22 protein-coding genes are annotated in these 24,625 nt (G+C 55.8%); 10 read left to right on the forward strand and 12 right to left on the reverse strand.

Translation table 11 applies throughout. From position 1 onward, the window contains the following. Nucleotides 1-61: 61 nt before the first annotated feature. The 3 genes from prc to URZ40_RS08415 form a co-directional block, all read right to left on the reverse strand. The gene (gene prc, locus URZ40_RS08405; protein WP_320720314.1) at nt 62-2,110 is read right to left on the reverse strand and encodes a carboxy terminal-processing peptidase; all 2,049 of its coding nucleotides are present in this window, start codon (nt 2,108-2,110) and stop codon (nt 62-64) included. 19 nt (nt 2,111-2,129) lie between these two features. Beyond that, nucleotides 2,130-2,816 carry an RNA chaperone ProQ gene (gene proQ / locus URZ40_RS08410; RefSeq protein ID WP_014884292.1) on the reverse strand — a complete coding sequence of 229 codons (687 nt, stop codon included), beginning with the start codon at nt 2,814-2,816 and terminating at the stop codon, nt 2,130-2,132. A 96-nt stretch (nt 2,817-2,912) separates the two neighbouring features. Then, nucleotides 2,913-3,410, reverse strand: a complete 498-nt coding sequence (locus URZ40_RS08415) for a GAF domain-containing protein (protein WP_116339238.1) — start codon at nt 3,408-3,410, stop codon at nt 2,913-2,915. Nucleotides 3,411-3,542: 132 nt separating this feature from the next. On the opposite strand from URZ40_RS08415, the gene yebS reads away from it, so the two are divergent. From yebS to URZ40_RS08435, 4 genes are all read left to right on the forward strand, one after another. After that, nucleotides 3,543-4,826, forward strand: coding sequence for a membrane integrity lipid transport subunit YebS (gene yebS / locus URZ40_RS08420; protein WP_320720316.1), 1,284 nt, complete (start codon nt 3,543-3,545; stop codon nt 4,824-4,826). After that, the gene (locus URZ40_RS08425; protein ID WP_163329877.1) at nt 4,795-7,428 is read left to right on the forward strand and encodes a PqiB family protein; all 2,634 of its coding nucleotides are present in this window, start codon (nt 4,795-4,797) and stop codon (nt 7,426-7,428) included. The genes yebS and URZ40_RS08425 overlap by 32 nt, the downstream gene beginning before the upstream one ends. Before the next feature lie 71 nt (nt 7,429-7,499). Continuing rightward, nucleotides 7,500-8,948 carry a 16S rRNA (cytosine(1407)-C(5))-methyltransferase RsmF gene (rsmF, locus tag URZ40_RS08430; RefSeq protein ID WP_407065510.1) on the forward strand — a complete coding sequence of 483 codons (1,449 nt, stop codon included), beginning with the start codon at nt 7,500-7,502 and terminating at the stop codon, nt 8,946-8,948. A gap of 105 nt (nt 8,949-9,053) precedes the next feature. After that, nucleotides 9,054-9,293, forward strand: coding sequence for a YebV family protein (locus URZ40_RS08435; protein WP_008500472.1), 240 nt, complete (start codon nt 9,054-9,056; stop codon nt 9,291-9,293). Between the two features lie 33 nt (nt 9,294-9,326). Here URZ40_RS08435 and pphA read toward each other — a convergent pair whose 3' ends face one another. After that, nucleotides 9,327-9,971 (reverse strand): protein-serine/threonine phosphatase, encoded by a 645-nt coding sequence (gene pphA, locus URZ40_RS08440; RefSeq protein ID WP_116339230.1) that lies wholly within the window; start codon nt 9,969-9,971, stop codon nt 9,327-9,329. A 167-nt stretch (nt 9,972-10,138) separates the two neighbouring features. On the opposite strand from pphA, the gene URZ40_RS08445 reads away from it, so the two are divergent. After that, on the forward strand, nt 10,139-11,080 hold the full coding sequence (locus URZ40_RS08445; RefSeq protein ID WP_320720318.1) for a VirK/YbjX family protein: 942 nt from the start codon (nt 10,139-10,141) through the stop codon (nt 11,078-11,080). A gap of 405 nt (nt 11,081-11,485) precedes the next feature. Here URZ40_RS08445 and URZ40_RS08450 read toward each other — a convergent pair whose 3' ends face one another. The 3 genes from URZ40_RS08450 to yobA are packed head-to-tail and all read right to left on the reverse strand — an operon-like array spanning nt 11,486 to nt 13,083. Next, nucleotides 11,486-11,824 carry a YebY family protein gene (locus tag URZ40_RS08450; protein WP_320720320.1) on the reverse strand — a complete coding sequence of 113 codons (339 nt, stop codon included), beginning with the start codon at nt 11,822-11,824 and terminating at the stop codon, nt 11,486-11,488. Between the two features lie 16 nt (nt 11,825-11,840). Further along, nucleotides 11,841-12,710, reverse strand: a complete 870-nt coding sequence (copD, locus tag URZ40_RS08455; protein WP_320720322.1) for a copper homeostasis membrane protein CopD — start codon at nt 12,708-12,710, stop codon at nt 11,841-11,843. A gap of 1 nt (nt 12,711) precedes the next feature. Continuing rightward, complete coding sequence (gene yobA, locus URZ40_RS08460; RefSeq protein WP_116339110.1) at nt 12,712-13,083, reverse strand: CopC domain-containing protein YobA; 372 nt, start codon at nt 13,081-13,083, stop codon at nt 12,712-12,714. 136 nt (nt 13,084-13,219) lie between these two features. Between yobA and URZ40_RS08465 the strand changes: the two genes are divergently transcribed. From URZ40_RS08465 to exoX, 3 genes are all read left to right on the forward strand, one after another. Next, complete coding sequence (locus URZ40_RS08465; protein WP_013096102.1) at nt 13,220-13,450, forward strand: DNA polymerase III subunit theta; 231 nt, start codon at nt 13,220-13,222, stop codon at nt 13,448-13,450. Nucleotides 13,451-13,560: 110 nt separating this feature from the next. Further along, nucleotides 13,561-14,211 (forward strand): nitrilase-related carbon-nitrogen hydrolase, encoded by a 651-nt coding sequence (locus URZ40_RS08470; protein ID WP_320720324.1) that lies wholly within the window; start codon nt 13,561-13,563, stop codon nt 14,209-14,211. Nucleotides 14,212-14,235: 24 nt separating this feature from the next. Then, the gene (gene exoX / locus URZ40_RS08475; RefSeq protein WP_116339107.1) at nt 14,236-14,898 is read left to right on the forward strand and encodes an exodeoxyribonuclease X; all 663 of its coding nucleotides are present in this window, start codon (nt 14,236-14,238) and stop codon (nt 14,896-14,898) included. Here exoX and ptrB read toward each other — a convergent pair. Both ptrB and URZ40_RS08485 read right to left on the reverse strand, forming a co-directional pair. After that, nucleotides 14,895-16,955: an oligopeptidase B gene (ptrB, locus tag URZ40_RS08480; protein ID WP_116339105.1), complete on the reverse strand. Its 2,061-nt coding sequence runs from the start codon at nt 16,953-16,955 to the stop codon at nt 14,895-14,897. The two genes, exoX and ptrB, sit on opposite strands and share 4 nt — an antisense overlap. 85 nt (nt 16,956-17,040) lie before the next feature. Beyond that, on the reverse strand, nt 17,041-17,691 hold the full coding sequence (locus tag URZ40_RS08485) for a tellurite resistance TerB family protein (protein ID WP_116339104.1): 651 nt from the start codon (nt 17,689-17,691) through the stop codon (nt 17,041-17,043). Nucleotides 17,692-17,861: 170 nt separating this feature from the next. Here URZ40_RS08485 and purT point away from each other — a divergent pair, with 170 nt between their 5' ends. Next, a complete protein-coding gene (gene purT, locus URZ40_RS08490; protein ID WP_320720328.1) occupies nt 17,862-19,040 on the forward strand; it encodes a formate-dependent phosphoribosylglycinamide formyltransferase in 1,179 nt (392 codons plus the stop codon). Nucleotides 19,041-19,082: 42 nt separating this feature from the next. Here purT and kdgA read toward each other — a convergent pair whose 3' ends face one another. The 3 genes from kdgA to zwf all read right to left on the reverse strand — a co-directional run bounded on the left by kdgA (nt 19,083) and on the right by zwf (nt 23,285). Then, nucleotides 19,083-19,724, reverse strand: coding sequence for a bifunctional 4-hydroxy-2-oxoglutarate aldolase/2-dehydro-3-deoxy-phosphogluconate aldolase (gene kdgA, locus URZ40_RS08495; protein WP_014884307.1), 642 nt, complete (start codon nt 19,722-19,724; stop codon nt 19,083-19,085). Nucleotides 19,725-19,763: 39 nt separating this feature from the next. Continuing rightward, the gene (gene edd, locus URZ40_RS08500) at nt 19,764-21,575 is read right to left on the reverse strand and encodes a phosphogluconate dehydratase (protein ID WP_041909456.1); all 1,812 of its coding nucleotides are present in this window, start codon (nt 21,573-21,575) and stop codon (nt 19,764-19,766) included. 234 nt (nt 21,576-21,809) lie between these two features. Further along, nucleotides 21,810-23,285 (reverse strand): glucose-6-phosphate dehydrogenase, encoded by a 1,476-nt coding sequence (gene zwf / locus URZ40_RS08505; protein WP_116339100.1) that lies wholly within the window; start codon nt 23,283-23,285, stop codon nt 21,810-21,812. Between the two features lie 358 nt (nt 23,286-23,643). On the opposite strand from zwf, the gene URZ40_RS08510 reads away from it, so the two are divergent. After that, nucleotides 23,644-24,513: a MurR/RpiR family transcriptional regulator gene (locus URZ40_RS08510; protein WP_028013615.1), complete on the forward strand. Its 870-nt coding sequence runs from the start codon at nt 23,644-23,646 to the stop codon at nt 24,511-24,513. The last annotated feature ends 112 nt before the right edge of the window (nt 24,514-24,625 follow it).

Raw genomic sequence — 24,625 nt, forward strand, 5'->3', positions numbered from 1 at the left:
GCCTGACGGAAGGATGCAGAACAAAAAGAAACAGGCACAATTTCTTGTGCCTGTTGGGAGATTATTTTGCCGGAGCGGGCTGTACGGCAGGCTTATCTTTTTCCAGATTCGCCAGGTCGAGCGCGATATGCACCGTCTCGTCCAGGTACGGATCCGGCTCCTGGTAATCTTTTGGCAGATCGTCCAGTTTTTTGAGCAGAGGTTTACCTTCTCGCTTGAAGCGATCGTTGATACGCGCCAGACGCGTTGCATCGTCCTCGTTGTTCTCTTTTTCACGCTGAGCGTAGTTCAGAGAAACAATATTCCGCTTATCTTTCAGGGCATTGAAACGCGCAATGTCCTTCATGATGTACTGGAATTCCGGATCTTTCGCGATGCGGTCATTATGCGCTTTCAGCAGCTCAGGACCAAACTGCGTCATATCACCGGCTTTAACGAACGTCGCAGCGTTGATGCTGTCCCACGGCAACGCGTTATCTTCAAACTTCTCGCCGGTTTCGGTCTCTTCCGTGCCGGTCGGCATCATGATATCCGGCGTTACGCCTTTACGCTGCGTACTGCCGCCGTTAACGCGGTAGAACTTCTGAATGGTGTACTGAACGGAGCCCAGCGCAGGCCATTCCGGACGCAGCATCTGATCGTAAATACGGTTCAGCGAGCGATACTGCTGAACGGTACCTTTACCGAAGGTGGGTTCACCCACGATCAGCGCGCGGCCATAGTCCTGCATTGCAGCGGCAAAGATTTCAGATGCGGACGCGCTGAAGCGGTCAACCAGGACCACCAGCGGGCCTTTGTAATAGACCACACCGTCGTTATCGGCATCTTCACGAACTTTACCGTTGTTATCACGCACCTGTACCACCGGGCCAGACGGGATAAACAGGCCAGAGAGCGACACCGCTTCAGTCAGCGCACCGCCACCGTTCGTACGCAGGTCGATGATAACGCTGCTCACGTTCTGCTTCTCAAGTTTCTGCAGCTGAACTTTTACATCGTCGGTCAGCCCCACGTAGAAGCCAGGAATATCCAGGACCCCCACCTTCTCTTTACCCACGGTTTTCACCGACATTTTCACCGCGCGGTCTTCCAGACGGATCCGCTCACGGGTCAGGGTCACGATACGGGTTTTGGTGCCTTTACCGGCCGGCAGAATTTCGAGGCGAACTTTGCTCCCTTTCGGACCTTTGATCAGCGCAACCACATCGTCCAGACGCCAGCCAATAACGTCAACCATGCTCTGACCGGTTTGTCCTACGCCCACAATGCGATCGCCTACGCTAATCGCTTTGCTTTTGGATGCCGGGCCGCCTGCAACCATGGAGTTGATCACCGTGTAGTCATCGTCCATCTGCAGCACCGCGCCAATACCTTCCAGAGACAGGCTCATCTCGGTATTGAACTGTTCGGTGTTGCGTGGAGAAAGATAGTTGGTGTGCGGATCGATTTCGTGCGCAAAGGCGGTCATCGCCAGTGAGAAAACATCCTCACTGTTGGTCTGCGCCAGACGACGAATGGCAAATTTGTAACGACGCGTCAGCGTGTCGCGGATCTCTTTCTCATCTTTACCGGTCAGCTTGAGGCTCAGTTCGTCGTATTTGACCTTGCCATCCCACAGCGCGTTCAGCTCGGCTTCGTCTTTCGGCCAGGGCGCTTTGCTGCGATCGAGATTAAAGGTGTCGTTGCCGGTGAAGTCCATCGGACGTTCGAGCACTTTCAGCGCGTACTGATAGCGCTCAAAGCGGCGCTTTTGCGACAGGTTGTAGAGATCGTAGAACAGATCCAGCTTGCCTGACCGCAACTCATCACCCACCTCGGATTTGCGCTTAGCGAACTGCTCGACATCGCTGGCGAGCAAAACGTTATGGCTGTAATCCAGCAAGTTCAGATAGCGGTCAAAGATTTTGGCCGAAAAGGCCTGATCGAGATCGAACTGACGATAGTGCGAGCGGGTAAAGCGAGAGGTTACACGCTCGCTTACCGTCGCGTGCTGCGTCTCTTCCTTGAGTACCGGAATTTGATCAACACGTGTGATATCGTCCACTGCGAAAGCATGGCCTGTTATGGCAAACAGGCCCGCCAGCGCGGTGAGCTTAAAAAAAGTGTTCATGCCAGGCTTGGCCTCCGTTTCAGAACAACAAGTGTTCTGCGCGTACAATCATTGACATACCAGAAGTCAGCTGTACACGAACGCCATCTTTGGTGATTTCCAGTACGGTGGCGTCCATAGCGTTGTTGCCCGCTTTTACCTTCAGAGCCTGACCCACGCTCAGGGCGTTAATGTCAGAAACCGGAGTATGACGCGGCTCTTCACGAGGCGCGCGAGGGGCTTTCGCTGCTGGTTTGTCTGCACGCGGTTTGCGATCGTTATTGTCGTGACGACGCGGCGCTGGGCGTGGTTTACGCTCACGACGAGGCGCTTCTTCCTGGCCGTTTGCCGCTGCGGCTTCGCGTTTTTTCGCTTGCTGTTCTGCACGTTGTGCCTGAACGCGTGCTTTGGCTTCTTCCAGCTGCTTGCGCGCGTGCTCAACATGCTGCTCGTCCAGCTCACCGCAAGGGTTGCCGTCGAGATCCACGCGGGTTGCGCCCGGTTTGATACCGTACAGGTAACGCCAGCTCGAAGTATAAAGACGTAAGGCAGAACGCAGCTGAGTTTTGCTGAGGTTCATTTCCCCTTCAACACGCGCCACCAGATCCTGAAAAATACCGACTTTCAGGGGACGAGCTTCACCTTCCGCGCTGAAGCACTGCGGGAAACGCTCGGCCAGAAATGCGATAACTTCTTTACTGCTATTCAACTTAGGTTGATTTTCCATGAAATTTCCTGATTACAACGGACGTTGCCAACAAGCGCAGGCATGAACAGGCGTCATTATAATGACGCTATCAGTAAATGCTACGTTATCCGTTGATTATCCTGCGACGCTCGCAAAGAATTTTTGATAATCGGTTGCAGCGAGGACGTTTTCCAGATTCGCTGCCAACTCGCGCAGCCCCTGTTCGTCCTCGCTTGTAAAGCGACTGAAGACCGTACTGTCGATATCCAGAACGCCAATAATCTGATTTTTTACCACCAGCGGCAGAACGATTTCTGAATTGCTGGCAGCATCACAGGCAATATGCCCGTCAAACGCATGCACGTCTTCCACGCGCTGAACCTGATTCTCGGCCACCGCGGTACCGCATACGCCGCGCCCTACCGGAATGCGCACGCAGGCCAGTTTGCCCTGAAACGGGCCCAGCACCAGCGTTTCACCTTCCAGGAGATAAAAGCCAGCCCAGTTCACATCGGATAGCCGTTCGAACAGCAATGCGCTAGTATTTGCCAGAGTGGCTAAGAAGCTGGTTTCACCTGCCATCAATGCCTTAAAATCGCGGTTCAGATCCGCGTAGAATTCTGTTTTGTTCATTATTCAATCACTTAGTTGTCTTACAAAATTACCGCATAGCCTATTAAAATAAGCAATAAATGCGCTCATGCTCAAGATGAATCCGTTCATGAGTTAATATAACGTTCAACAATACTTATTTGCGCGCAGCTGATGGCCTTAAAAACAACCAAAATTACGCCGACAAAAAAGATAACTGTCCATACGGTAAGCGAAGCTTTGCCTCGTGCACATTATCAGCGTTGCCCCCAGTGCGATACGCTTTTTATGTTGCCGAAGATGAAATCGCACCAAAGCGCCTTTTGTCCCCGCTGCGACGCTAAAATTCGTGACGGCCGCGACTGGTCGTTAACGCGCCTCGCCGCCATGGCCGTCACCATGCTGCTGCTGATGCCCTTCGCGTGGAGCGAACCGCTGCTAAAACTCTACCTGCTTGGTGTGCGCATTGACGCCAACGTGCTGCAGGGTATCTGGCAGATGACGAGCCAGGGCGATCCTCTCACCGCTGCCATGGTGCTGTTCTGCGTTGTCGGCGCGCCGCTGGTGCTGGTTGCCGCCATTGCTTACCTGTGGTTTGGCAACATTCTGGGGATGAACCTGCGTCCGGTATTGCTGATGCTGGAAAAGCTCAAAGAGTGGGTCATGCTGGATATCTATCTGGTGGGCGTGGGCGTGGCATCCATCAAGGTGCAGGACTATGCCTTTCTGCAGCCGGGCGTCGGGCTTTTTGCTTTTATCTGCCTGGTATTGCTCAGTATCCTGACGCTGATCCATCTGAACGTTGAGCAGCTTTGGGAGCGTTTTTACCCTCAGCGCCCTGCCACCCGCCCGGATGAGAACCTTCGCGTCTGTCTGGGATGCCATTACACCGGGCTGCCCGACAAGCGTGGACGCTGCCCGCGCTGCCATATACCGTTGAGGCTACGGCGCAACAACAGCCTGCAAAAATGCTGGGCGGCGCTGATTGCCTCACTGGTGTTTCTGATCCCGGCCAATATGCTGCCGATTTCCATTATCTACGTGAACGGTAGCCGTCAGGAAGATACTATCCTCTCCGGTATTATCTCCCTTGCGCACAGCAACGTTGGGGTGGCGGCCATCGTGTTTATTGCCAGTATCCTGGTTCCCTTTACCAAAGTGGTGGTGATGTTTACCCTGCTGGTCAGCATTCACTTTAAGTGTGAACAAGGTTTACGTACCCGTATTCTGCTTCTGCGATTCGTCACCTGGATTGGCCGCTGGTCAATGCTGGATCTGTTTGTGATTTCGCTGATGATGTCGCTGATCAATCGCGACCAGCTTCTTGCTTTTACTATGGGACCCGCGGCTTTTTATTTCGGCTCTGCGGTGATATTGACTATTCTTGCTGTGGAATGGCTGGATAGCCGCTTACTTTGGGATGCACATGAGTCAGGAAACCCCCGCTTCGCCGACTGAAGCGAGAATTAAAACTAAACGCCGCATTTCGCCATTCTGGTTGCTGCCCGTCATCGCGCTGATGATTGCAGGCTGGCTTATCTGGACGAGCTATGAAGATCGCGGCAGTACCGTCACCATTGATTTTCAGACCGCCGACGGCATCGTCGCCGGGCGAACCCCCGTTCGTTTTCAGGGGGTAGAAGTCGGTACGGTTCAGGACATCTCCCTTGGCAAAGGGCTTAACAAGATTCAGGTGCGGGTCAGTATCAAATCTGACATGCAGGATGCTCTTCGCAGCGAAACGCAGTTCTGGCTGGTGACGCCGAAAGCCTCTCTGGCCGGCGTCTCCGGGCTGGATGCGCTGGTTGGCGGTAACTACATTGGTATGATGCCGGGTAAAGGTGAACCGCAGGATCACTTTGTCGCGCTGGATACGCAGCCGAAATACCGCCTCAATAACGGCGATCTGATGATCCATCTTCAGGCACCGGATTTGGGCTCGCTGAACAGCGGCTCGCTGGTTTACTTCCGCAAGATTCCGGTTGGCCGCGTGTATGATTACACCATCAACCCGAACAAACAGGGCGTAACCATTGATGTGCTGATCGAACGTCGGTTCACCAATCTGGTGAAAAAAGGCAGCCGCTTCTGGAATGTCTCCGGCGTGGACGCCGACCTCAGCCTGAGCGGTGCAAAAGTGAAGCTTGAGAGCCTGGCCGCGCTGGTGAATGGTGCCATTGCCTTTGACTCCCCGGAAAATTCAAGCCCTGCCACGGCCGATGACACGTTCGGTTTATACCCGGACCTGGCGCACAGCCAGCGTGGCGTGATCGTTAAGCTTGTTCTGCCTGATGCTAAAGGACTGAAAGCGGGTTCCACGCCGCTGATGTACCAGGGACTGCAGGTCGGCCAGCTCACCAAAATGACGCTTAATCCGGGCGGTTCGGTGACCGGCGAAATGACGGTCGACCCGAGCGTGGTCGATCTCCTGCGCGAGAAAACGCGCATCGAAATGCGCAGTCCGAAGCTCTCCCTGAACGATGCCAGCCTCAGCGCACTGCTTACCGGAAATACCTTTGAACTGATCCCTGGTGAAGGTGAGCCAAGCAACAGCTTCGTCATTGCCCCGGCGGATAAAGCGCTGCTGCAAAAACCGGGCGTCGTGACGGTTACGCTGAATGCGCCCGAAAGTTACGGCATTGAGGCCGGTCAGCCGCTGATTCTGCACGGCGTACAGGTGGGTCAGGTGCTGGAGCGAACGCTCTCCGAAAATGGCGTGAGCTTCTCGGTTGCTATCGATCCGCAATACAGCAACCTCGTCCATGGCGACAGTAAATTCGTGGTGAACAGCCGCGTCGATGTGAAGGTGGGCCTGGACGGCGTGGAGTTCCTCGGTGCGAGCGCCAGCGAATGGGTTAACGGCGGCATTCGCATTTTGCCGGGCAATAAAGGCCCCGTTCGCGACAGCTACCCGCTCTACGCCAACCTGGACAAAGCGATTGAAAACAGCCTGAGCGATTTGCCAACTACTACCCTGACCTTAAGCGCCGAGACGCTGCCGGACGTTCAGGCGGGCTCCGTGGTGCTCTACCGCAAGTTTGAGGTCGGGGAGGTGATCGCCGTTCGCCCTCGTGCGGACGCGTTTGATATCGAACTGCATATCAAACCCGAATACCGTAAGCTGCTGACGCCAAACAGCGTCTTCTGGGCCGAGGGCGGCGCGAAGGTGCAGCTTAACGGTAACGGGCTGACCGTGCAGGCCTCCCCGCTCTCTCGCGCGCTGCGCGGGGCAATCAGCTTCGATAACCTCAGCGGCGCAGGCGCGAACCTGCGCAAAGGCGATAAGCGAATTCTCTTCCCGTCCGAAACCGCCGCACGTGCCGTGGGTGGGCAGATTACCCTGCATGCCTTCGATGCCGGCAAGCTGGCAGAAGGCATGCCAATTCGCTACCTGGGCATTGATATCGGGCAGATCCAGAAGCTGACGCTGATCACCTCGCGCAACGAGGTGCAGGCCACCGCGGTGCTTTATCCGGAATATGTGCAGACCTTCGCCCGAACGGGTTCACGCTTCTCGGTGGTGACCCCGCAGATTTCAGCCGCAGGTGTTGAGCACCTCGACACCATTCTGCAGCCTTACATCAACGTCGAGCCCGGCCAGGGCAAAGCCCGCCGTGATTTCGAGCTGCAGGAAGCCACCATCACCGACTCACGCTACCTTGGCGGCCTGAGCATTGTGGTCGAAGTACCGGAAGCAGGTTCGCTTGGCATCGGTACGCCGGTACTGTTCCGCGGCATTGAGGTGGGTACGGTAACGGGTCTCACGCTCGGCACGCTCTCCGACCGCGTGATGGTGGCGTTACGCATCAGCGAGCGTTACCAGCACCTGGTCCGTAATAACTCGGTGTTCTGGCTGGCGTCCGGCTATTCGCTGGACTTCGGCCTGACGGGTGGCGTGGTGAAAACCGGTACCTTCAACCAGTTCATCCGCGGCGGTATTGCGTTTGCCACCCCGCCGGGAACGCCGCTGGCGCCGAAGGCGCAGCCGGGTAAACACTTCCTGCTGCTGGAAAGCGAACCGAAAGAGTGGCGCGAATGGGGCACTGCCCTGCCGCGTTAATCTGACAGGCTCCGGTGTCAACGCGCCGGAGCCTTTATGTTACACTGCGCACCTGAACTTTTCCCTGTGGTGTGCTCGTGGCTCAAAACTCCGTATTTCTTCCTGAACAATTCCTGGCGCAGATGCGCGAGGCGCTTCCCTCTCATCTGTCGCTGGACGAATTTATCGCCGCCTGCCAGCGTCCGTTACGTCGGAGCATTCGCGTTAACACGCTGAAAATCAGCGTCGAGGATTTTTTGGCGCTGGTTTCTCCGTACAACTGGCAACTTACGCCGGTTCCGTGGTGTGACGAGGGATTCTGGATCGATCGCGATGACGAAGACGCCGTGCCGCTGGGAAGTACTGCAGAACATCTGAGCGGTCTTTTTTATATTCAGGAAGCAAGCTCAATGCTGCCGGTTGCCGCCCTGTTCGCCGATGGCAACGCGCCTGAACGCGTGATGGATGTCGCCGCCGCGCCCGGCTCGAAAACCACGCAGATTGCCGCCCGCATGGGTAACCGCGGGGCGATTCTCGCCAATGAGTTTTCCGCCAGCCGCGTGAAGGTGTTGCATGCCAATATCAGCCGCTGCGGTATTCACAATGTCGCTTTGACGCATTTCGACGGACGCGTCTTTGGCGCCGCCCTGCCGGAAATGTTTGATGCCATCCTGCTGGACGCCCCCTGCTCAGGAGAAGGGGTGGTGCGTAAAGATCCCGATGCGTTAAAGAACTGGTCGGTGGAGAGCAATCTTGAGATCGCCGCCACGCAGCGCGAGCTGATCGATAGCGCGTTCCACGCCCTGCGCCCCGGCGGCACGCTGGTGTATTCAACGTGTACTTTAAACCGGGATGAAAACGAAGACGTCTGCCTGTGGCTGAAAGCGCAATACCCGGATGCCGTTGAGTTCATGCCGCTTAACGATCTGTTCGCCTCGGCACAGGAGGCGGTCACGCCGGAAGGTTTCCTGCACGTATTCCCTCAGATTTACGACTGCGAAGGGTTCTTCGTGGCCCGCCTGCGTAAAACTCAGGCGGTAGCTCCCCTCCCCGCCCCTAAATTCAAGGTCGGAAATTTCCCGTTTGCACCACTCAAAGGCCGCGATGCCGCACAGCTTGAAGCCGCTGCCCGCAAGGTTGGGCTGGACTGGGATGAGAGTCAGCGCCTCTGGACGCGAGACAAAGAGATATGGCTGTTCCCGGCGAATATCGAGCCGTTGATTGGCAAAGTGCGTTTTTCCCGTATCGGGATTCGCCTGGCGGAAGTGCACAATAAGGGGTATCGCTGGCAGCACGAGGCGGTCATCGCGCTTGCCGGGCATGCAAATACTTTCGCCCTGACGCACCAGGAAGCTGAAGAGTGGTACCGTGGACGCGACGTTTATCCTGACGGCACGCCTTCCGCTGATGAAGTGGTGGTGACCTATCAGGGATACCCGCTGGGGCTGGCAAAAAAGGTTGGCTCAAGGCTTAAAAATAGCTATCCACGCGAGCTGGTCCGCGATGGCCGTCTGTTTACCGGTAACGATCGCACTGCCTGAAAAAAGCGCATTTTTTTACTGGCGATTTTGCTCTCCTTGTCTACGATCAAAAATGGATGCCCATACTGGTCATACCAGATTTTGACAACCGACCCGGAGAGCACTATGACGAAAACCAGCGTGCGTATTGGCGCTTTTGAGATCGACGACGCAGAGCTGCGCGGCGAAGCACAAGGCGATCGAACGTTAAGTATTCCCTGCAAATCCGACCCGGATTTGTGCATGCAGCTCGATGCATGGGATGCAGACACCAGCGTCCCGGCAATACTTGATGGCGAACACTCTGTTCTTTACCGTGAGCATTACGATAGTAAAACCGATGCCTGGGTCATGCGTCTTGCCTGACCTAAGAGAACCCGCCCGAAGGCGGGTTATTTATTACTGTAGCTGCGCCAGCGTAAAGTAACCGTCGAATACCGCACCGGTATCAATATAGTGCAGGTTAGAAAAATCATACCGTCTGTCGACGGGCGTATGGCCGAACCAGAAATGATCCGCGCCGCTAATCCCCTGCCCTTTGCCCACCATAAATCCCATCAGGCGGTCGCGATCCCACAACACGCGCTGGGCGCTTACCGGTTTTTCCCAGCGGTATTCCTCCGCCGGGTAATCCGCGTGAGCAATAACATTAAGGCCGTTTGCGCAGGTTATCTCAATAATATGCGGCAGCTCCCGGCAGGCGTTAAGTAACGTTCGCGCCAGCGCCTGCTGCTCATGCTCAAGGCGCGTAAACCACATTCCGCCATTCATCGTCCAGACCGAAAAATCATTATTATCCAGGCTATCTATTGCCATTTGCTCATGGTTACCCCGCACGGCTCGAAACCATTTCTCGTTAATGAGCTGTAATGATTTAACGCTGTCCGGCCCCCGATCGATCAGATCGCCAACGGAAATAAGTAAATCCTCATAAGGATTAAAATGACGGCGTTTCAGTTCCTCCATGAGCCTCTGGTAACAACCGTGTATGTCACTGACAACCCAGACGTGACGCCACTCTCCACTTTCGATTCGCTGATACATAAGGCCTCCCTTAAACAGTATAGCCGCGTCAGTAAATGAAAAAGACGGGAGCGGTCCTCACCAAGTCAAACAAACGGTAAACCAAAGAGAAATAAAGATCCTCACGCTATTAATCCCTTTTTATAGGCTCCGTAGAATAAGGGTAGAAAAAAACGAGAGGTCTTCACGTGTCTAATACACAGCTACATAACGATGTGTTCTATCCGCATCGCACGAATATTATTTCCGAGCTGGTGAACGGCAAACGCGTTCCGGGGCCAATCTGGCGGAAGCGCGATTACCGACTGAAGTTCCTTTTACGTTCGCTGCTGTTCTGGTCTTCCACCCACCGTATGCTGGAAGCCCTCTCTGGTCGTGACGATTTCGACAAATTGCTGACAGCGCAAATTACGTTGCCCAGCAAGACCCATCGGCAGTACCTGATGCGCGGTCTGACGGCAAACGATCGCGCTGACGCTATCGTTAACCACTATTACTGGATTGACAGCCTGAAAGAGAGCAGTCTCGCCCAGGCGCTGACCGGCCCGCTGGAACAACCCATTGCGCACTTCCATGCAAAAGACGGCGTGACCTACACGGTTAATGCGTCCTCAGCCGGCAAAGCCGAGCGTGAAGGTGAGAGCACACTCTGGCTGCGCGACAACGAGGATACGCTGCTGGCCAGCCTGACCTTTAGCGTCGCCCGCAGCAATGCTCAGCCCGTTATGGTCATTGGCGGACTTCAGGGACCCCGTCGCTGCGTATCACGGGATGCCATTAAACTGGCAACTCGCGCCTGCCATGGCCTGTTCCCCAAGCGCGTGCTGATGGAAGTTCTTTTCCATCTGGCAGCACAGTCATCTGTCCGGGCCATTTTTGCCGTCAGCGATGAGGGGCACGTTTTCCGGGCGCTGCGCTATCGCCTCAGCAAAGGTCGTCATTTCCACGCCAGCTATGACGAATTCTGGGATTCTCTGGGCGGAAAAAAAATCTCCTCCTTCTGCTGGCAGCTTCCGCTGCAGGTGGAGCGCAAATCCCTCGACGAGATAGCGAGTAAAAAACGCGCTGAATACCGTCGTCGCTTTGAACTGCTTGATGAAATTGAAGCGTCCGTTAAGTCCCGCTTTTAAGCACAGCGCTGACTTTCGCTGACTACTCACAAAAATTTAACAAAACAGGCAAAAAGGGCTGGACTTCCGCATGCTGTGTTGTGTTATGTTTTACGAAGTCGCACAGGACGCATGCGCTGTATAAAGAAGATAACGGAGTTAACTTATTCACTTTTATACAGATAAAAAGAGACCGAATACGATTCCTGTATTCGGTCCAGGGAAATGGCTCTTGGGAGAGAGCCGTGCGCTAAAAGTTGGCATTAATGCAGGCTAAGTCGCCTTGCCTTTTAAGAATAGATGACGACGCCAGGTTTTCCAGTCCACAGCAAAAGTGGACTGAAAAAAAGCGTTAGAGCATCATTAAAAGTGAAAAACCGCAGTGCTTTCGCGAGCATCTGCGGTTTTTTATTGGAAACCTGAACGTCAGCAGAGCTTGTCAGCGCGCTCGATAAACGGTGCCAGGCTCATCTTCTGCCCCGGGTGGGCCGGGTCATCAATCTGAATCACGCTGATTGGCTGACCGCTGCTCTTGCCGCTGGCGACCTGCTGCTCTGCGGTATCATTTAACGGATATTGCACCAGCGTACTCGGGTTGATTGCGTATAACGCATGCCCCGGACGGCAGGTCAGCATCACCTCTTCGCGATTGAAGGCCCATTTGTCTTTGCCCACCTCAAAACGGCTGACGGTGATAACCTGCGGTGCCGCCAGAGCGCTTCCCGCGCAGGTCAGCAATATGAGTGAAAGTACTGTCTTTTTCATTTAATAGTTAACCTTGTCAGAAGGGTTCCCAGGTAGCAAACAGACTGACCGTTGCCAGAACCAGCGCGCCCAGCACCACCTCTGCCTGTGTCATCCTGATAAAAAGCCGTTGTGCGCGCCCGGAATCTGGACGGAATCGTGGCACCAGAAAATACCGATTTACCAGCGCAATTGCCACCATCAACGCCACGAGAGCACATTTGAACAACAAAAACTGCACGTAGCCAGACTGCCAGGGAATATGGATGCCCAGAATCAACAGCGCATTCACCACGCCGGTGAGCAGCACGCCCGCGACGGCATAATGCCCCACGCGCGAGAAACGCATCATGGTATAGATGGCCGCGTTCTGCCAGCGCCCTTTAGTCAGACGCATGCAGAACAGCAGCGGCAACAATCCACCCACCCAGGTTGCGGCACACAGCAGGTGAACAGCATGATTGAGACGCTGTATCGCCCCCACCGGACCGTCGCTCATCGCCGCGTGCCCTACCCCTGCCAGAAGGATAAGCTGTCCCATAGCGAGCAGCAGCAGCCGCGAGCCTTTCAGCGGCGCGAGCCACGCGGCGGCAACGGTGATGGCGCCGAGGATGATTTGCCACAGCCAGACGCCGCCAAACCGAGTCCCCAGCACGCTGTGCCATATTTGCGGGTTAAGTACATCGCCCCAGCCGTTGCCCATTAAGCCACCCTGAAGCATGAACATCAGGATCGCAGCGGCCAGGCTGACAATGGACGCCACCCTCTGCTGGAGCTGGAAACGCCGGGCCATCAGGCGGTGCAGCCCGGAAGGCGCAAACCAGACGCTGTAAAGCGCGTTGCCAAAAACGAGCATCAGCGCCGCAAAATGGATAAAGCGCAACCCCACGTATAACAGTGCCAGCATGCTATTTCACGCTGAAGTGATAGCTGCCTGTGGTTTTATGTCCGTCGACGGAGACCACATGCCAGTCCACCCGGTAAGCCCCCGGCGCCAGCGTCTGTTCCAGCGGAACGGTCAGCTGTGCCTTGTTCTTTTCGTCTCGCGTTGCGGTACCGGTTTTGATCACCTGCTTGTGTGCATCCGTCACCACGACGCCGCTAAATCCGGGCTCAATGCCTTCGGAGAAATTCAGCGTAAGCACCTGCGGTGCCGCCACCTGGCTGTCTGCTGCCGGGCTTTGCTGCTTAAGATGCGCATGCGCCAGTACAGAGGGCGAAAGTATCGTCGAGGCCAGAAAAACCAGCGTACATACCGCGCGGGAAGAGGAAAAACCCATCACAATCATTCCTTTTTGTTATGCCTGTATGCTAAAGAATAACGCTGTATAATAAACGAGTCGAGGATCATCCCGCTCTGCTTGTCATCGTCGCGCAATCGCGGTAACGTTGCCGCCGCAAAATAAGGAGAAGGTAATGAAGATCAATCTGGCCGCCCTTCCTCAGGACGAGATGGATAAAGTGAATGTCGATCTCGCTGCCGCTGGCGTCGCCTTTAAAGAGCGTTACAACATGCCCATCGTGGCTGAAGTGGTCGAACGGGAACAACCCGCCCACCTGCGTGACTGGTTTCGCGAAAGGTTAATCGCCCACCGTCTCGCCTCGGTCAACCTCTCCCGCTTACCATACGAGCCGAAAGTTAAATAAGCTTAACGACTCGTTACACTTCCTTACGCGGAATCTGGCAGGATAAGAAAACCCTGGTTAAATTAGGATTATTCTTTAATCCCTGCGACTCAGTGTATAAGGAAGTCACGATGTCACATTGGAATATAGCGGCAGCACAGTATGGCGGGCAGCACCATAGCGTAGATGACCACGTTGCGCACCATCTCCACTTCATTGCCGAAGCAGCACAACATCGGTGCGATTTGCTGGTCTTCCCGGAACTCTCGTTAACGGGCCCGGGCACCACGGCACTACCGCTCCCGCCCGGAGACGCTCAGCTACTGCCATTGCTAAACGCCGCCCATTTTTACCGCATTACCCTCATTGCAGGGCTTCCCGTTGAACGAAACGGTCGGCGCCAGAAAGGCCTCGCGCTGTTTGCCCCCTCTCGCGATTGCATTCTGCGTTACCCTCAGGGGAGCGGCGCCAGCCTGGTGCCGGGGGATAAACAGCTCACTATCATGGACGAGCAAGGCGATTCCCCGAATCTTGATCCGCAGGCAACGCTCTTCACCAGCTGCCAGTCGGTGAGGGATTACCGCTGGCGACAGTCTATCAACACCCTGCAGCGCTTTGCGCACAGGTATGCCATCGCGGTATTAATGGCGAATGCCAGCGCGGGCAGCGCGTTATGGGATGAAAAAGGCCAGCTGATCGTTCGGGCGGATAAAGGTGAGCTTCTGTTGACCGGCACGCGCAACGGACAGGGTTGGCAAGGCGATATCATTCCTTTAGGCTAAGCGTTTTAAGCTCAGGAGATTTTCATGCTGCGCGTCATTGATACCGAAACTTGCGATCTTCAGGGCGGAATTGTGGAAGTGGCCTCGGTCGACGTGGTTGATGGAAAAATAGTCAACCCGATGAGCCATCTGGTGCGTCCCGATCGCCCTATTAGCCCACAGGCCATGGCTATCCATCGCATTACAGAATCAATGGTGGCGGATAAACCCTGGATAGAGGACGTTATCCCGCACTACTACGGCAGCCCGTGGTACGTTGCCCACAACGCCAGCTTTGACCGCCGGGTACTCCCCGAAATGCCCGGGGAGTGGATTTGCACCATGAAGCTGGCGCGTCGCCTCTGGCCGGGGATCAAATACAGCAATATGGCGCTGTATAAATCCCGCAAGCTCAGCGTCAGAACCCCTGAAGGGCTGCACCATCACCGCGCCCTGTATGACTGCTATATCACCGCCGCGCTGCTCATCGACATTATGAATATCTCCGGCTGGACGCCGGATGATATGGCAACCATCACCGGCCGCCCTGCGCTGCTGACGACGTTTACCTTCGGCAAATACCGCGGGAGAGCGGTATCGGATATTGCGGATAAAGATCCGGGCTATCTGCGCTGGCTGTACAACAACCTCGACAAAATGAGCCCGGAACTGCGCTTAACCCTGAAACATTATCTGGGCGAAGCTTAACGCTGCGCGCGGCCTGGCAGCGTATCCTGCGCCAGGCCAATCAAAAAGGCATACTCCAGGGCCACCCCTTCGTAAGATTTGAATCGCCCCGATTTCCCCCCGTGCCCGGAGTCCATATCGGTACAGAGCAACAGCAGGTTGTCATCGGTTTTCAGTTCCCTCAGCTTTGCCACCCATTTTGCCGGTTCCCAGTATTGCACCTGTGAATCGTGCAAACCGGTCGTCACCAGCATGTGCGGGTACGCTTTCGCTTCCACGTTATCGTACGGGCTGTACTCTTTCATATAGCGATAATAGGCTTCATCCTGCGGGTTACCCCACTCCTCAAACTCCCCGGTCGTCAGCGGAATGGACTCATCGAGCATGGTTGTCACCACATCAACAAACGGAACCTGCGCAACAATGCCCTTAAAGCGATCGGGGCGCTGATTGATGACGGCACCCATCAACATTCCGCCCGCGCTGCCGCCCATGCCGAAGCAGAGCTGCGGATCGCCATAACCTTGTTCAATTAACGCATCGCAGACGTCGAGATAGTCGTTGAAGGTGTTTTTCTTTTTCAGGAATTTCCCGTCTTCATACCAGTGCTGCCCCAGCTCGCCGCCGCCGCGAATGTGGGCAATAGCGAAAACAAAGCCGCGATCGAGCAGGCTTAATCTGCTGCTGCTGAAGTCGGCATCCATGCTGGAGCCATAGGAGCCGTAGCCGTAGACCAGGATCGGATTTTTACCTTTCTGAAAATGCGCCTTGTGATAAACGAGCGAAACCGGGACCTCAACGCCGTCGCGCGCGGTGACCCACAGGTGTTCGCTGCGATAATTGTCGGAATCAAAGCCCTTCACTTCGGTTTGCTTAAGCACCTGGCGCTGTCCGGTATCCATATCCAGCTCGAAGAGCGTATCCGGCGTGGTCATGGATGAGTAGCCGTAGCGCAACCGCGACGATTCGGGTTCAGGGTTGAAGCCGATCCACGTGACGTAGGCCGGATCGTCGAACGCAATCCCAATCACCTCACGCGTTTTACGGTTGATCTGCCGGATGCTGGTCAGCCCCCGCTGACGCTCTTCCACCACCAGCCAGTCGGTAAACAGCGTGAACCCTTCCAGCATCACCTGATCCCGCGCGGGGATAAGCACCTCCCACTTGCGCTCGTCGCGCACCTTGGTTTTGTACAGACCAAAGTTTTTGCCCTCGCGATTCGAACGCAGATAAAAGCTGTGCTGGAAGTGATCCAGGCTGTACTCGTGATCCTTGCGGCGCGGCAGGAAGCAGAGCGGCTGGGCATCAGGCAGTTCGGCATCCAGGAGCAGTACTTCCGAGGTGGTGGCGCTGGCCAGGAAGATAATCACATAGTGGCGCGAGGAGGTTTTATGCAGGCTGACATAAAACGTTTCGTCTTTCTCTTCATAGACCAGCTCGTCATCGGCTGAGTCCGTGCCTACGGTATGGCGCCACACCTGATAAGGCAGCAGCGTGGAAGCATGCTTTTTGACGTAGTAGACCGTCTCGGAATCGTTCGCCCAGACAAAATCCGGGGAGACATTTTCCAGCATTTCCGGATACCAGTTGCCGGTTTCCAGATTGCGAAAACGCAGGCCGTACTGGCGACGGGAGAGATAATCCTCCGCCAGCGCCATTATGGTGTTGTCCGGGGAGATGGACATGCCGCCCAGGGTATAAAACTCGCTGTGGGCGGCTCGCTGGTTCGCATCCAGCAGAATGTCCCATTCATCCCACTCGGCGCTTAATACCGACTGTCGCTGATAGATGGGATACTCATTGCCGGGCTCGTAAATATGGCGATAGCGATAGCCGTTTTTGGTCCACGGCGCGGAGATATCGCGCTGGGGAATGCGCTGCACCATTTCGTTCAGCAGCTGGTCCTGAAGCGCCTGCTGGCTGGACATGACCTTGCGACCATAGTCGTTTTCTTCGTGCAGGTAGTCGAGCACCTCTGGCCGGGAACGCGAATCATCCCGGAGCCAGTAGTAATTATCTATACGCGTATCGCCATGCGTGACGATCGCATAAGGAGTACGTCGGGCTTTCGGTGGCATGTCATCATTCTTTTGAGTTTTACACCCTATAAGGTTGGCAAAACCCGCGCATGATGCAAGCGAAACATGACCACCGGGGCGAGAGTTAGCCCTGTAGCGTCTGTTTTTGCTCCCGGATATCTTTTTCTATCCCTTCGCGTACGTCCTGAGGGATTTTCAGCGCATCGCCGAGGGCGTTGAGATAGCTGCGTTCCATAAAGTGATCGATATCGATGGCGGCACAGCTGAGGAAATAAAGTTCCAGCGCTTCTTCCTCATTTTTCACGTTCAGCGCCAGACGCTGCGGATCGAGCGGCTGCTCAATGGCCTGAGCCACCAGCGTTCTGCCCTGCTCTTCAACCCCGGCTTCGCGCAACTGCTGTTCGATAGCCGCTCTCTCTTTATCATCAATGTGCCCGTCGCTTTTGGCGGCAAACACCAGCGCGAGAATAAGCCGCTCCGTGCGCAAATCCAGCGGAGAAGTATGCTCGCCATAGTGAGGTTCATCGCGGTGCGCCGCCCGCACTTTATCCTTGTATTTGTTCCACAGCACGGTGCCAGCGATGGCACCACCACCGGCCAGCAGCGCGCCGGTACCGTACTTCGCCAGCAGCTTGCGTGAGGATTTATTGGCAACCAGCAGCCCTGCCAGCCCGCCGAGTGCCCCCGGTACCAGCAGCTTGCTCAGCCCCTGCTCGCCGGAACCTGACGTTTTCTGTCCTAACATGGATTGCAGTTGATTTAACCAGCCTGACATGGATTCCCTCGCTTAACGGTTAACATTTTCCACAGCGTATGCGAGCAGGCGTCAGGAAATGTCCGCTAAGGCTAAAGAAGCGCAAATTTCTCATCTGCCTTTTTGCCCTGCGCAAGACAGACGCAAACGTTTTCGTTTATACTGCGCGCATCTTTTTCAGGGGGAATATTATGACTCGTTTAGGAACCGCGCTGCGGCCTGCGGCGACGCGCGTGATGCTGTTGGGATCGGGTGAACTGGGTAAAGAAGTCGCCATTGAGTGTCAGCGCTTAGGGGTGGAAGTGATTGCCGTAGACCGCTACGCTGACGCGCCCGCCATGCACGTCGCCCATCGTTCTTATGTGATTAACATGCTGGACGGCGATGCCCTGCGTACGCTCATCATGCAGGAGAAACCGGATTACGTCGTGCCGGAAATTGAAGCTATCGCAACCGATACGCTGATCGCGCTTGAGCAGGAAGGCCAGCGCGTGGTGCCCTGCGCCAGAGCGGCAAAACTGACCATGAACCGTGAAGGCATTCGCGGCCTGGCGGCGGAGGAGCTGGGGCTGCCGACCTCACGCTACCGTTTTGCGGGCGACAAAACCGCATTCCTGCAGGCCGTCGAGGAGATTGGCTACCCGTGCATCATTAAGCCGGTGATGAGCTCTTCCGGTAAAGGTCAGAGCTTTATTCGCGACAGCAGCGCGCTGGATAGCGCGTGGGATTATGCGCAACAGGGTGGCCGTGCCGGTGCCGGTCGCGTCATTGTCGAAGGCGTGGTGAAGTTTGATTTCGAAATCACTCTGCTCACCGTCAGCGCCGTGGACGGCGTCCATTTCTGCGACCCGATAGGTCACCGTCAGGAAGATGGCGATTACCGCGAATCCTGGCAACCGCAGCAGATGAGCCCCCTGGCGCTGGAGCGTGCCCGGGAGATTGCCCGTAAAACCGTTCTGGCCCTGGGCGGCTACGGCCTGTTCGGCGTGGAACTGTTCGTTTGCGGTGACGAGGTGATTTTCAGCGAAGTCTCCCCTCGCCCGCATGACACCGGGATGGTCACGCTCATTTCGCAGGATCTCTCAGAGTTCGCCCTGCACGTGCGCGCCTTCCTCGACCTGCCGGTTGGTGGCATCCGTCAGTACGGCCCGGCGGCCTCGGCGGTGATCCTGCCACAGTTGACCAGCCAGAATGTGACGTTTGATAACGTCGAAGGTGCGGTTGGCGCAGGCCTGCAGGTCCGTCTGTTCGGCAAGCCGGAGATCGACGGCACGCGTCGTCTGGGCGTGGCGTTAGCCATCGGGGATAAGGTTGACGAGGCCGTAGCAAGAGCAAAAGCGGCGGCAGCGAACGTTAAGATAGCAGGATAGAAAAAACGGGCCGAAAGGCCCGTTTTTCATGCTGCGAATAAGTTACTGCTTCGCGCCTTCAACCGCTTCGCGAGCCAGTTTCGTGATGCGATCCCAGTCGCCCGCTTCCAGCGCATCCGCCGGTACCAGCCATGAGCCACCGATGCACAGCACGCTTTTCAGCGCCAGGTAGTCGCGGTAGTTCGCCGGAGAGATACCCCCAGTCGGGCAGAAACGTACCTGAGAGAAGGGACCCGCAATCGCCTGCAGCGCTTTAGTACCGCCATTAGCTTCTGCCGGGAAGAATTTGAACTCTTTCAGACCGTAGTCCATGCCCAGCATCAGTTCTGAAACGGTGCTGATGCCCGGGATCAAAGGAATCGTGCCTTCTGTCGCGGCCTTCAGCAGCGGCTCGGTCAGGCCCGGGCTGATGGCAAACTGTGCGCCAGCTTCGGTTACTTCCGCCAACTGCTGCGCGTTGAGAACGGTACCCGCACCGATGATGGCATCCGGCACTTCTTTAGCAATGGCGCGAATGGCATCCATCGCGCAGGCGGTACGCAGGGTCACTTCCAGAACGCGAACGCCGCCCGCAACCAGCGCTTTCGCCATCGGTACAGCGTGCTCCAGCTTGTTTACCACGATAACCGGCACGACAGGGCCAGTGGTCAGGATTGCTTCTGCACTTGTTTTCCAGTTTTTCATCAGAGTTCTCTCTCGCCAGATCGTTAAAATCAAGTCGTCTTAAAACGTAATACAGGTTGCGCCCTGCTCTGCACCGGAGAGTTTCTCACGCAGCGCGCTGAACATTTCGCGTCCGGTCCCCACGCGCGATGCGCTCAGGTCAGGAATATGGGGCTGACGTGCCGCCAGCTCGGCGTCATCCACCAGCAGGGTTAACTCGCCTGTCTGGCCGTTCACGCGGATCATGTCGCCGTCGCGCACTTTCGCCAGCAAGCCGCCGTCGTAGGCTTCAGGCGTGACGTGGATGGCGGAAGGCACTTTGCCGGATGCGCCTGAGAGGCGGCCATCGGTCACTAACGCAATTTTGAAACGGCGGTCCAATAATACACCAAGTGGTGGCATAAGTTTATGTAATTCTGGCATGCCGTTCGCTTTAGGCCCCTGGTGACGTACCACCACCACGCAGTCTTTATCAAGCAGACCGGCGTCAAAGGCAGGCAACACGTCGTGCTGGCTTTCAAACACCACCGCCGGGGCCTCGATAACCTGGTTCTCTTCCGGCACGGCAGACGTTTTCATCACCGCACGACCGAGGTTACCGCTCAGTACCTTGGTACCGCCGTGGTGGGAGAAAGGTTTGTCGATAGTGGCAATTACCTGCGGATCCAGAGACGCAGTTGCCCCGTCGCGCCAGTCCAGCTCGCCGTTGTTCAGCCACGGCTCCTGGGTGTAGCGCTGCAGGCCAAATCCGGCTACGGTGTTCACGTCTTCATGCAGCAGACCGCCTTTCAGCAGCTCGCGCATCAGCAGCGGGACGCCGCCCGCGGCCTGGAAGTGGTTGATGTCCGCCGGGCCGTTCGGGTACAGGCGAGCCATCAGCGGCACCACGGAGGAAATGTCGGAGAAGTCATCCCAGTTAATCAGAATGCCCGCCGCGCGCGCCATGGCCACGAGGTGCATGGTGTGGTTGGTCGAGCCGCCGGTGGCCAGCAGGGCGACGATGCCGTTGACGATGACTTTTTCGTCGACCATTTTGCCCATCGGCATCCATTCATTGCCGTTTCCGGTCAGACGCGTCACCTGACGGGCCGCGGCCTCGGTCAGCGCCTGACGCAGCGGCGCATCCGGCTGGATGAAGGACGAACCCGGAAGCTGCATCCCCATAAACTCCACCACCATCTGGTTGGTATTGGCTGTGCCGTAGAACGTACAGGTTCCCGGCGCATGGTAGGAGGCCGCTTCGGCCTCCAGCAGCGCCTGACGATCCGCTTTCCCTTCCGCATACAGCTGGCGGATGCGCACTTTTTCTTTGTTTGGCAGACCGCTCGCCATCGGGCCGGATGGCACAAAGATGGCGGGCAGGTGACCAAATGACAGCGCCGCCATCACCAGGCCCGGGACGATTTTGTCGCAGACGCCGAGATAGAGCGCGCCATCAAACATGTTGTGTGACAGGCCCACCGCCGCGGACATTGCAATCACTTCGCGGCTCAGCAGTGACAGCTCCATACCGTCCTGCCCCTGCGTCACGCCGTCGCACATCGCCGGCACGCCGCCCGCGACCTGACCCACCGCGTTTACGCTGTGCAGCGCCTTGCGAATGATGTTGGGATAGACCTCATAGGGCTGGTGTGCGGAGAGCATATCGTTATAGGAAGTAATAATAGCGATATTGTTACGCAACATGCTTTTCAGGGAGGCTTTGTCATCGGGCTGGCAGGCGGCGAAGCCGTGCGCCAGGTTACCGCAGGCCAGCTGGGAGCGGTGAACGGTGTTGCTCTTCGCCTGTTCAATCCGGGCGAGGTAGGCCGAACGGGTCTCTTTCGAGCGCTCGATAATGCGTTGTGTTACGCGTAACAATACAGGATTCATAAAAGCTCCTTTAATTTATCTGTCCGGGCCCGGGAGTTTACAAAGTCGCTGGCAGTTGTTAACAACGCTGAAACGCTTGCTGTCCGGAGCTCAGGGGCAAAATCACTTCCGGCAGTGTAATAAAAAAAGCTCCGCGGGTGAATCCACGCGGAGCTTAAAAGTATAAAAATTGTGCCACGAGCTGTGTTAGATCATGTTACCGGTAAAATAACACTTTTGGGCTAGTGGATAATCCTACTCAAACTCGTTCCAGGAGCGACCATCGCGGGTGATCATCGCCACCGACGCGACCGGCCCCCAGGTACCCGCCTGATACGGTTTTGGTGCATCCTGATCGGCAGCCCAGGCTTCGGTGATGGAGTCGACCCATTTCCACGCCTCTTCCACTTCGTCGCGACGTACGAACAGCGCCTGGATACCGCGCATGGTTTCCAGCAGCAGACGCTCGTAGGCATCCGCCAGGTGCGTCTGGTTGAACGTTTCGGAGTAGCTCAGATCCAGCTTGGTGGTCTGCAGGTTGTGCTTATGATCCAGGCCCGGTACTTTGTTGAGGATCTGGATATCCACCCCTTCGTCCGGCTGCAGACGAATGGTCAGCTTATTCTGGGGCAGCTCCTGCCAGGACTCTTTGAACAGGTTCAGCTCAGGGTTTTTAAAGTAGACGACAACTTCGGAACATTTCGTCGGCAGACGTTTACCGGTACGCAGGTAGAACGGAACGCCCGCCCAGCGCCAGTCGTCGATATCCACGCGGATCGCCACAAAGGTCTCGGTGTTGCTGGTCTTGTTCGCGCCCTCTTCTTCCAGATAGCCCGGCACTTTTTTGCCTTGCGCAAACCCGGCGGTGTACTGGCCGCGCACGGTCTTCTCGCGCACGTTGGAACGATCGATGCGGCGCAGCGACTTCAGCACTTTAACTTTGGCGTCGCGGATGCTGTCAGCCGTCAGGTCAGACGGTGGAGACATGGCAATCATGCACAGAATTTGCAGCAGGTGGTTCTGGATCATGTCGCGCATCTGGCCGGCCTGGTCAAAGTAACCCCAGCGACCTTCAATCCCCACCTCTTCCGCCACGGTAATCTCCACGTGGTCGATGGTGCGGTTGTCCCAGTTGTTCACAAAGAGGGAGTTAGCGAAGCGCAGCGCCAGCAGGTTCAGTACCGTCTCTTTACCAAGATAGTGGTCGATACGGTAGACCTGGCACTCTTCAAAGAACTCGCCTACCTGGTCGTTGATTTCACGCGAGGTCGCCAGCGACGTACCCAGCGGCTTCTCCATCACCACGCGCGCCGGCTTGGCGTTCAGCTTCGCTTCGCCCAAACCTTTGCAGATGGCACCAAAGGTGCTTGGCGGCATGGCGAAATAGTTAATGGTGACACGGTTTTTCTGATCCAGCATGGCACCCAGACGGGAAAACGCGCTAACGTCATTGACGTCCAGGTTGCAGAAATCGAGACGACCGCTCAGGGTATCCCACAAACTTTCATCAATTTTTTCCTTCATGAAAGTTTCGAGCGCCTCGCGGACGACTTTGGTATAAGCGTCCTTGTCCCAGTCGGCGCGCCCTACACCCAGGATACGCGTATCCGGATGAATTTGGCCCGCTTTCTCCAGTTGATACAGGGAAGGCAGCAATTTTCGGCGTGCAAGGTCGCCTTTCGCGCCGAAAATGACCAGGTCACATGCCTGGGCTGTTTGCGTTACCGCCATGTCATTCTCCTCAGTTGGATCACCTGGTGCTTCTGCCAGGTATCGTTGTAATTTTATTACAATGCACTGTACTGCTTTTACGTCATTCCCGAAACCATTAGCGCTTATCGTCTCGTGCGATACGGCGATTTTTCGCCATTCAGCCAATTACGGCGACGTAATGACGCAACAGCCGTCGATAATTTGCGCAACAGGGTCATAGCAAAACCCGACATCGATCAAGTAATGAAAAAAAACAACAACATTATCTTGTCGACTGTTACCCTTTATGGAAGCCACAGGGGTAATATCGGCTAATCGAATCAAGATTTCATCAATGCGTGAAATCGTTTCCACCCCCACGAGCGCCTTGTTAACAATGAACATGCTTGAAAAAATCCAGTATCAACTGGAACACCTTAGCAAATCCGAGCGAAAAGTGGCTGAAGTCATTCTGGCCGCGCCCGCTCAGGCAATTCATTCAAGCATCGCCGCTCTGGCTCAGGAAGCTGGCGTCAGTGAACCGACGGTCAACCGCTTCTGCCGTAGTCTGGAAACGCGCGGCTTTCCTGATTTTAAACTGCATCTGGCACAAAGTCTGGCGAACGGCACACCCTATGTTAATCGTAATGTGGATGAAGACGACAGCGTAGATGCCTACACGGCGAAAATATTTGAGTCGGCCATGGCCACGCTCGATCACGTTCGCCAAAGTCTGGATATGAGTTCAGTGAACCGCGCGGTGGATTTACTCACCCAGGCCAAGCGAATTGCGTTCTTCGGACTTGGCTCGTCAGCCGCCGTGGCGCACGACGCCATGAATAAATTCTTCCGCTTTAACGTACCGGTTATTTATTCCGATGACATTGTGCTGCAACGCATGAGCTGTATGAATTGCAGTGAGGATGACGTCGTGGTACTGATTTCGCACACTGGCCGCACCAAAAGCCAGGTTGAGCTAGCGCAGCTGGCCCGTGAAAACGATGCCATGGTGATCGCCCTCACCACCGCCGGCACGCCGCTGGCGCGCGAGGCGACGCTCGCCATTACGCTGGATGTCCCTGAGGATACCGACATGTATATGCCGATGGTGTCCCGTCTGGCGCAGCTCACGGTAATCGACGTGCTGGCGACCGGTTTTACCTTACGCCGGGGCGCAAAATTCCGGGATAACTTGAAGCGAGTCAAGGAAGCGCTGAAGGAATCGCGTTTTGATAAAGAATTGCTTATAAAGAGCGATGTTCCCTGAAGTAGATAACGAAGACGTAACCAATAATTACGATGTAATGATTTTCGGCATTCGGTCCCCTCTTTGCTGCCTTGCGGCAGATGAAGGCCGATTCTATGTTCACGCAACACCA

The organism is Enterobacter sp. 296B2, assembly GCF_034106185.1.
GTDB classification, from domain to species: Bacteria; Pseudomonadota; Gammaproteobacteria; order Enterobacterales; family Enterobacteriaceae; genus Enterobacter; species Enterobacter cloacae_N.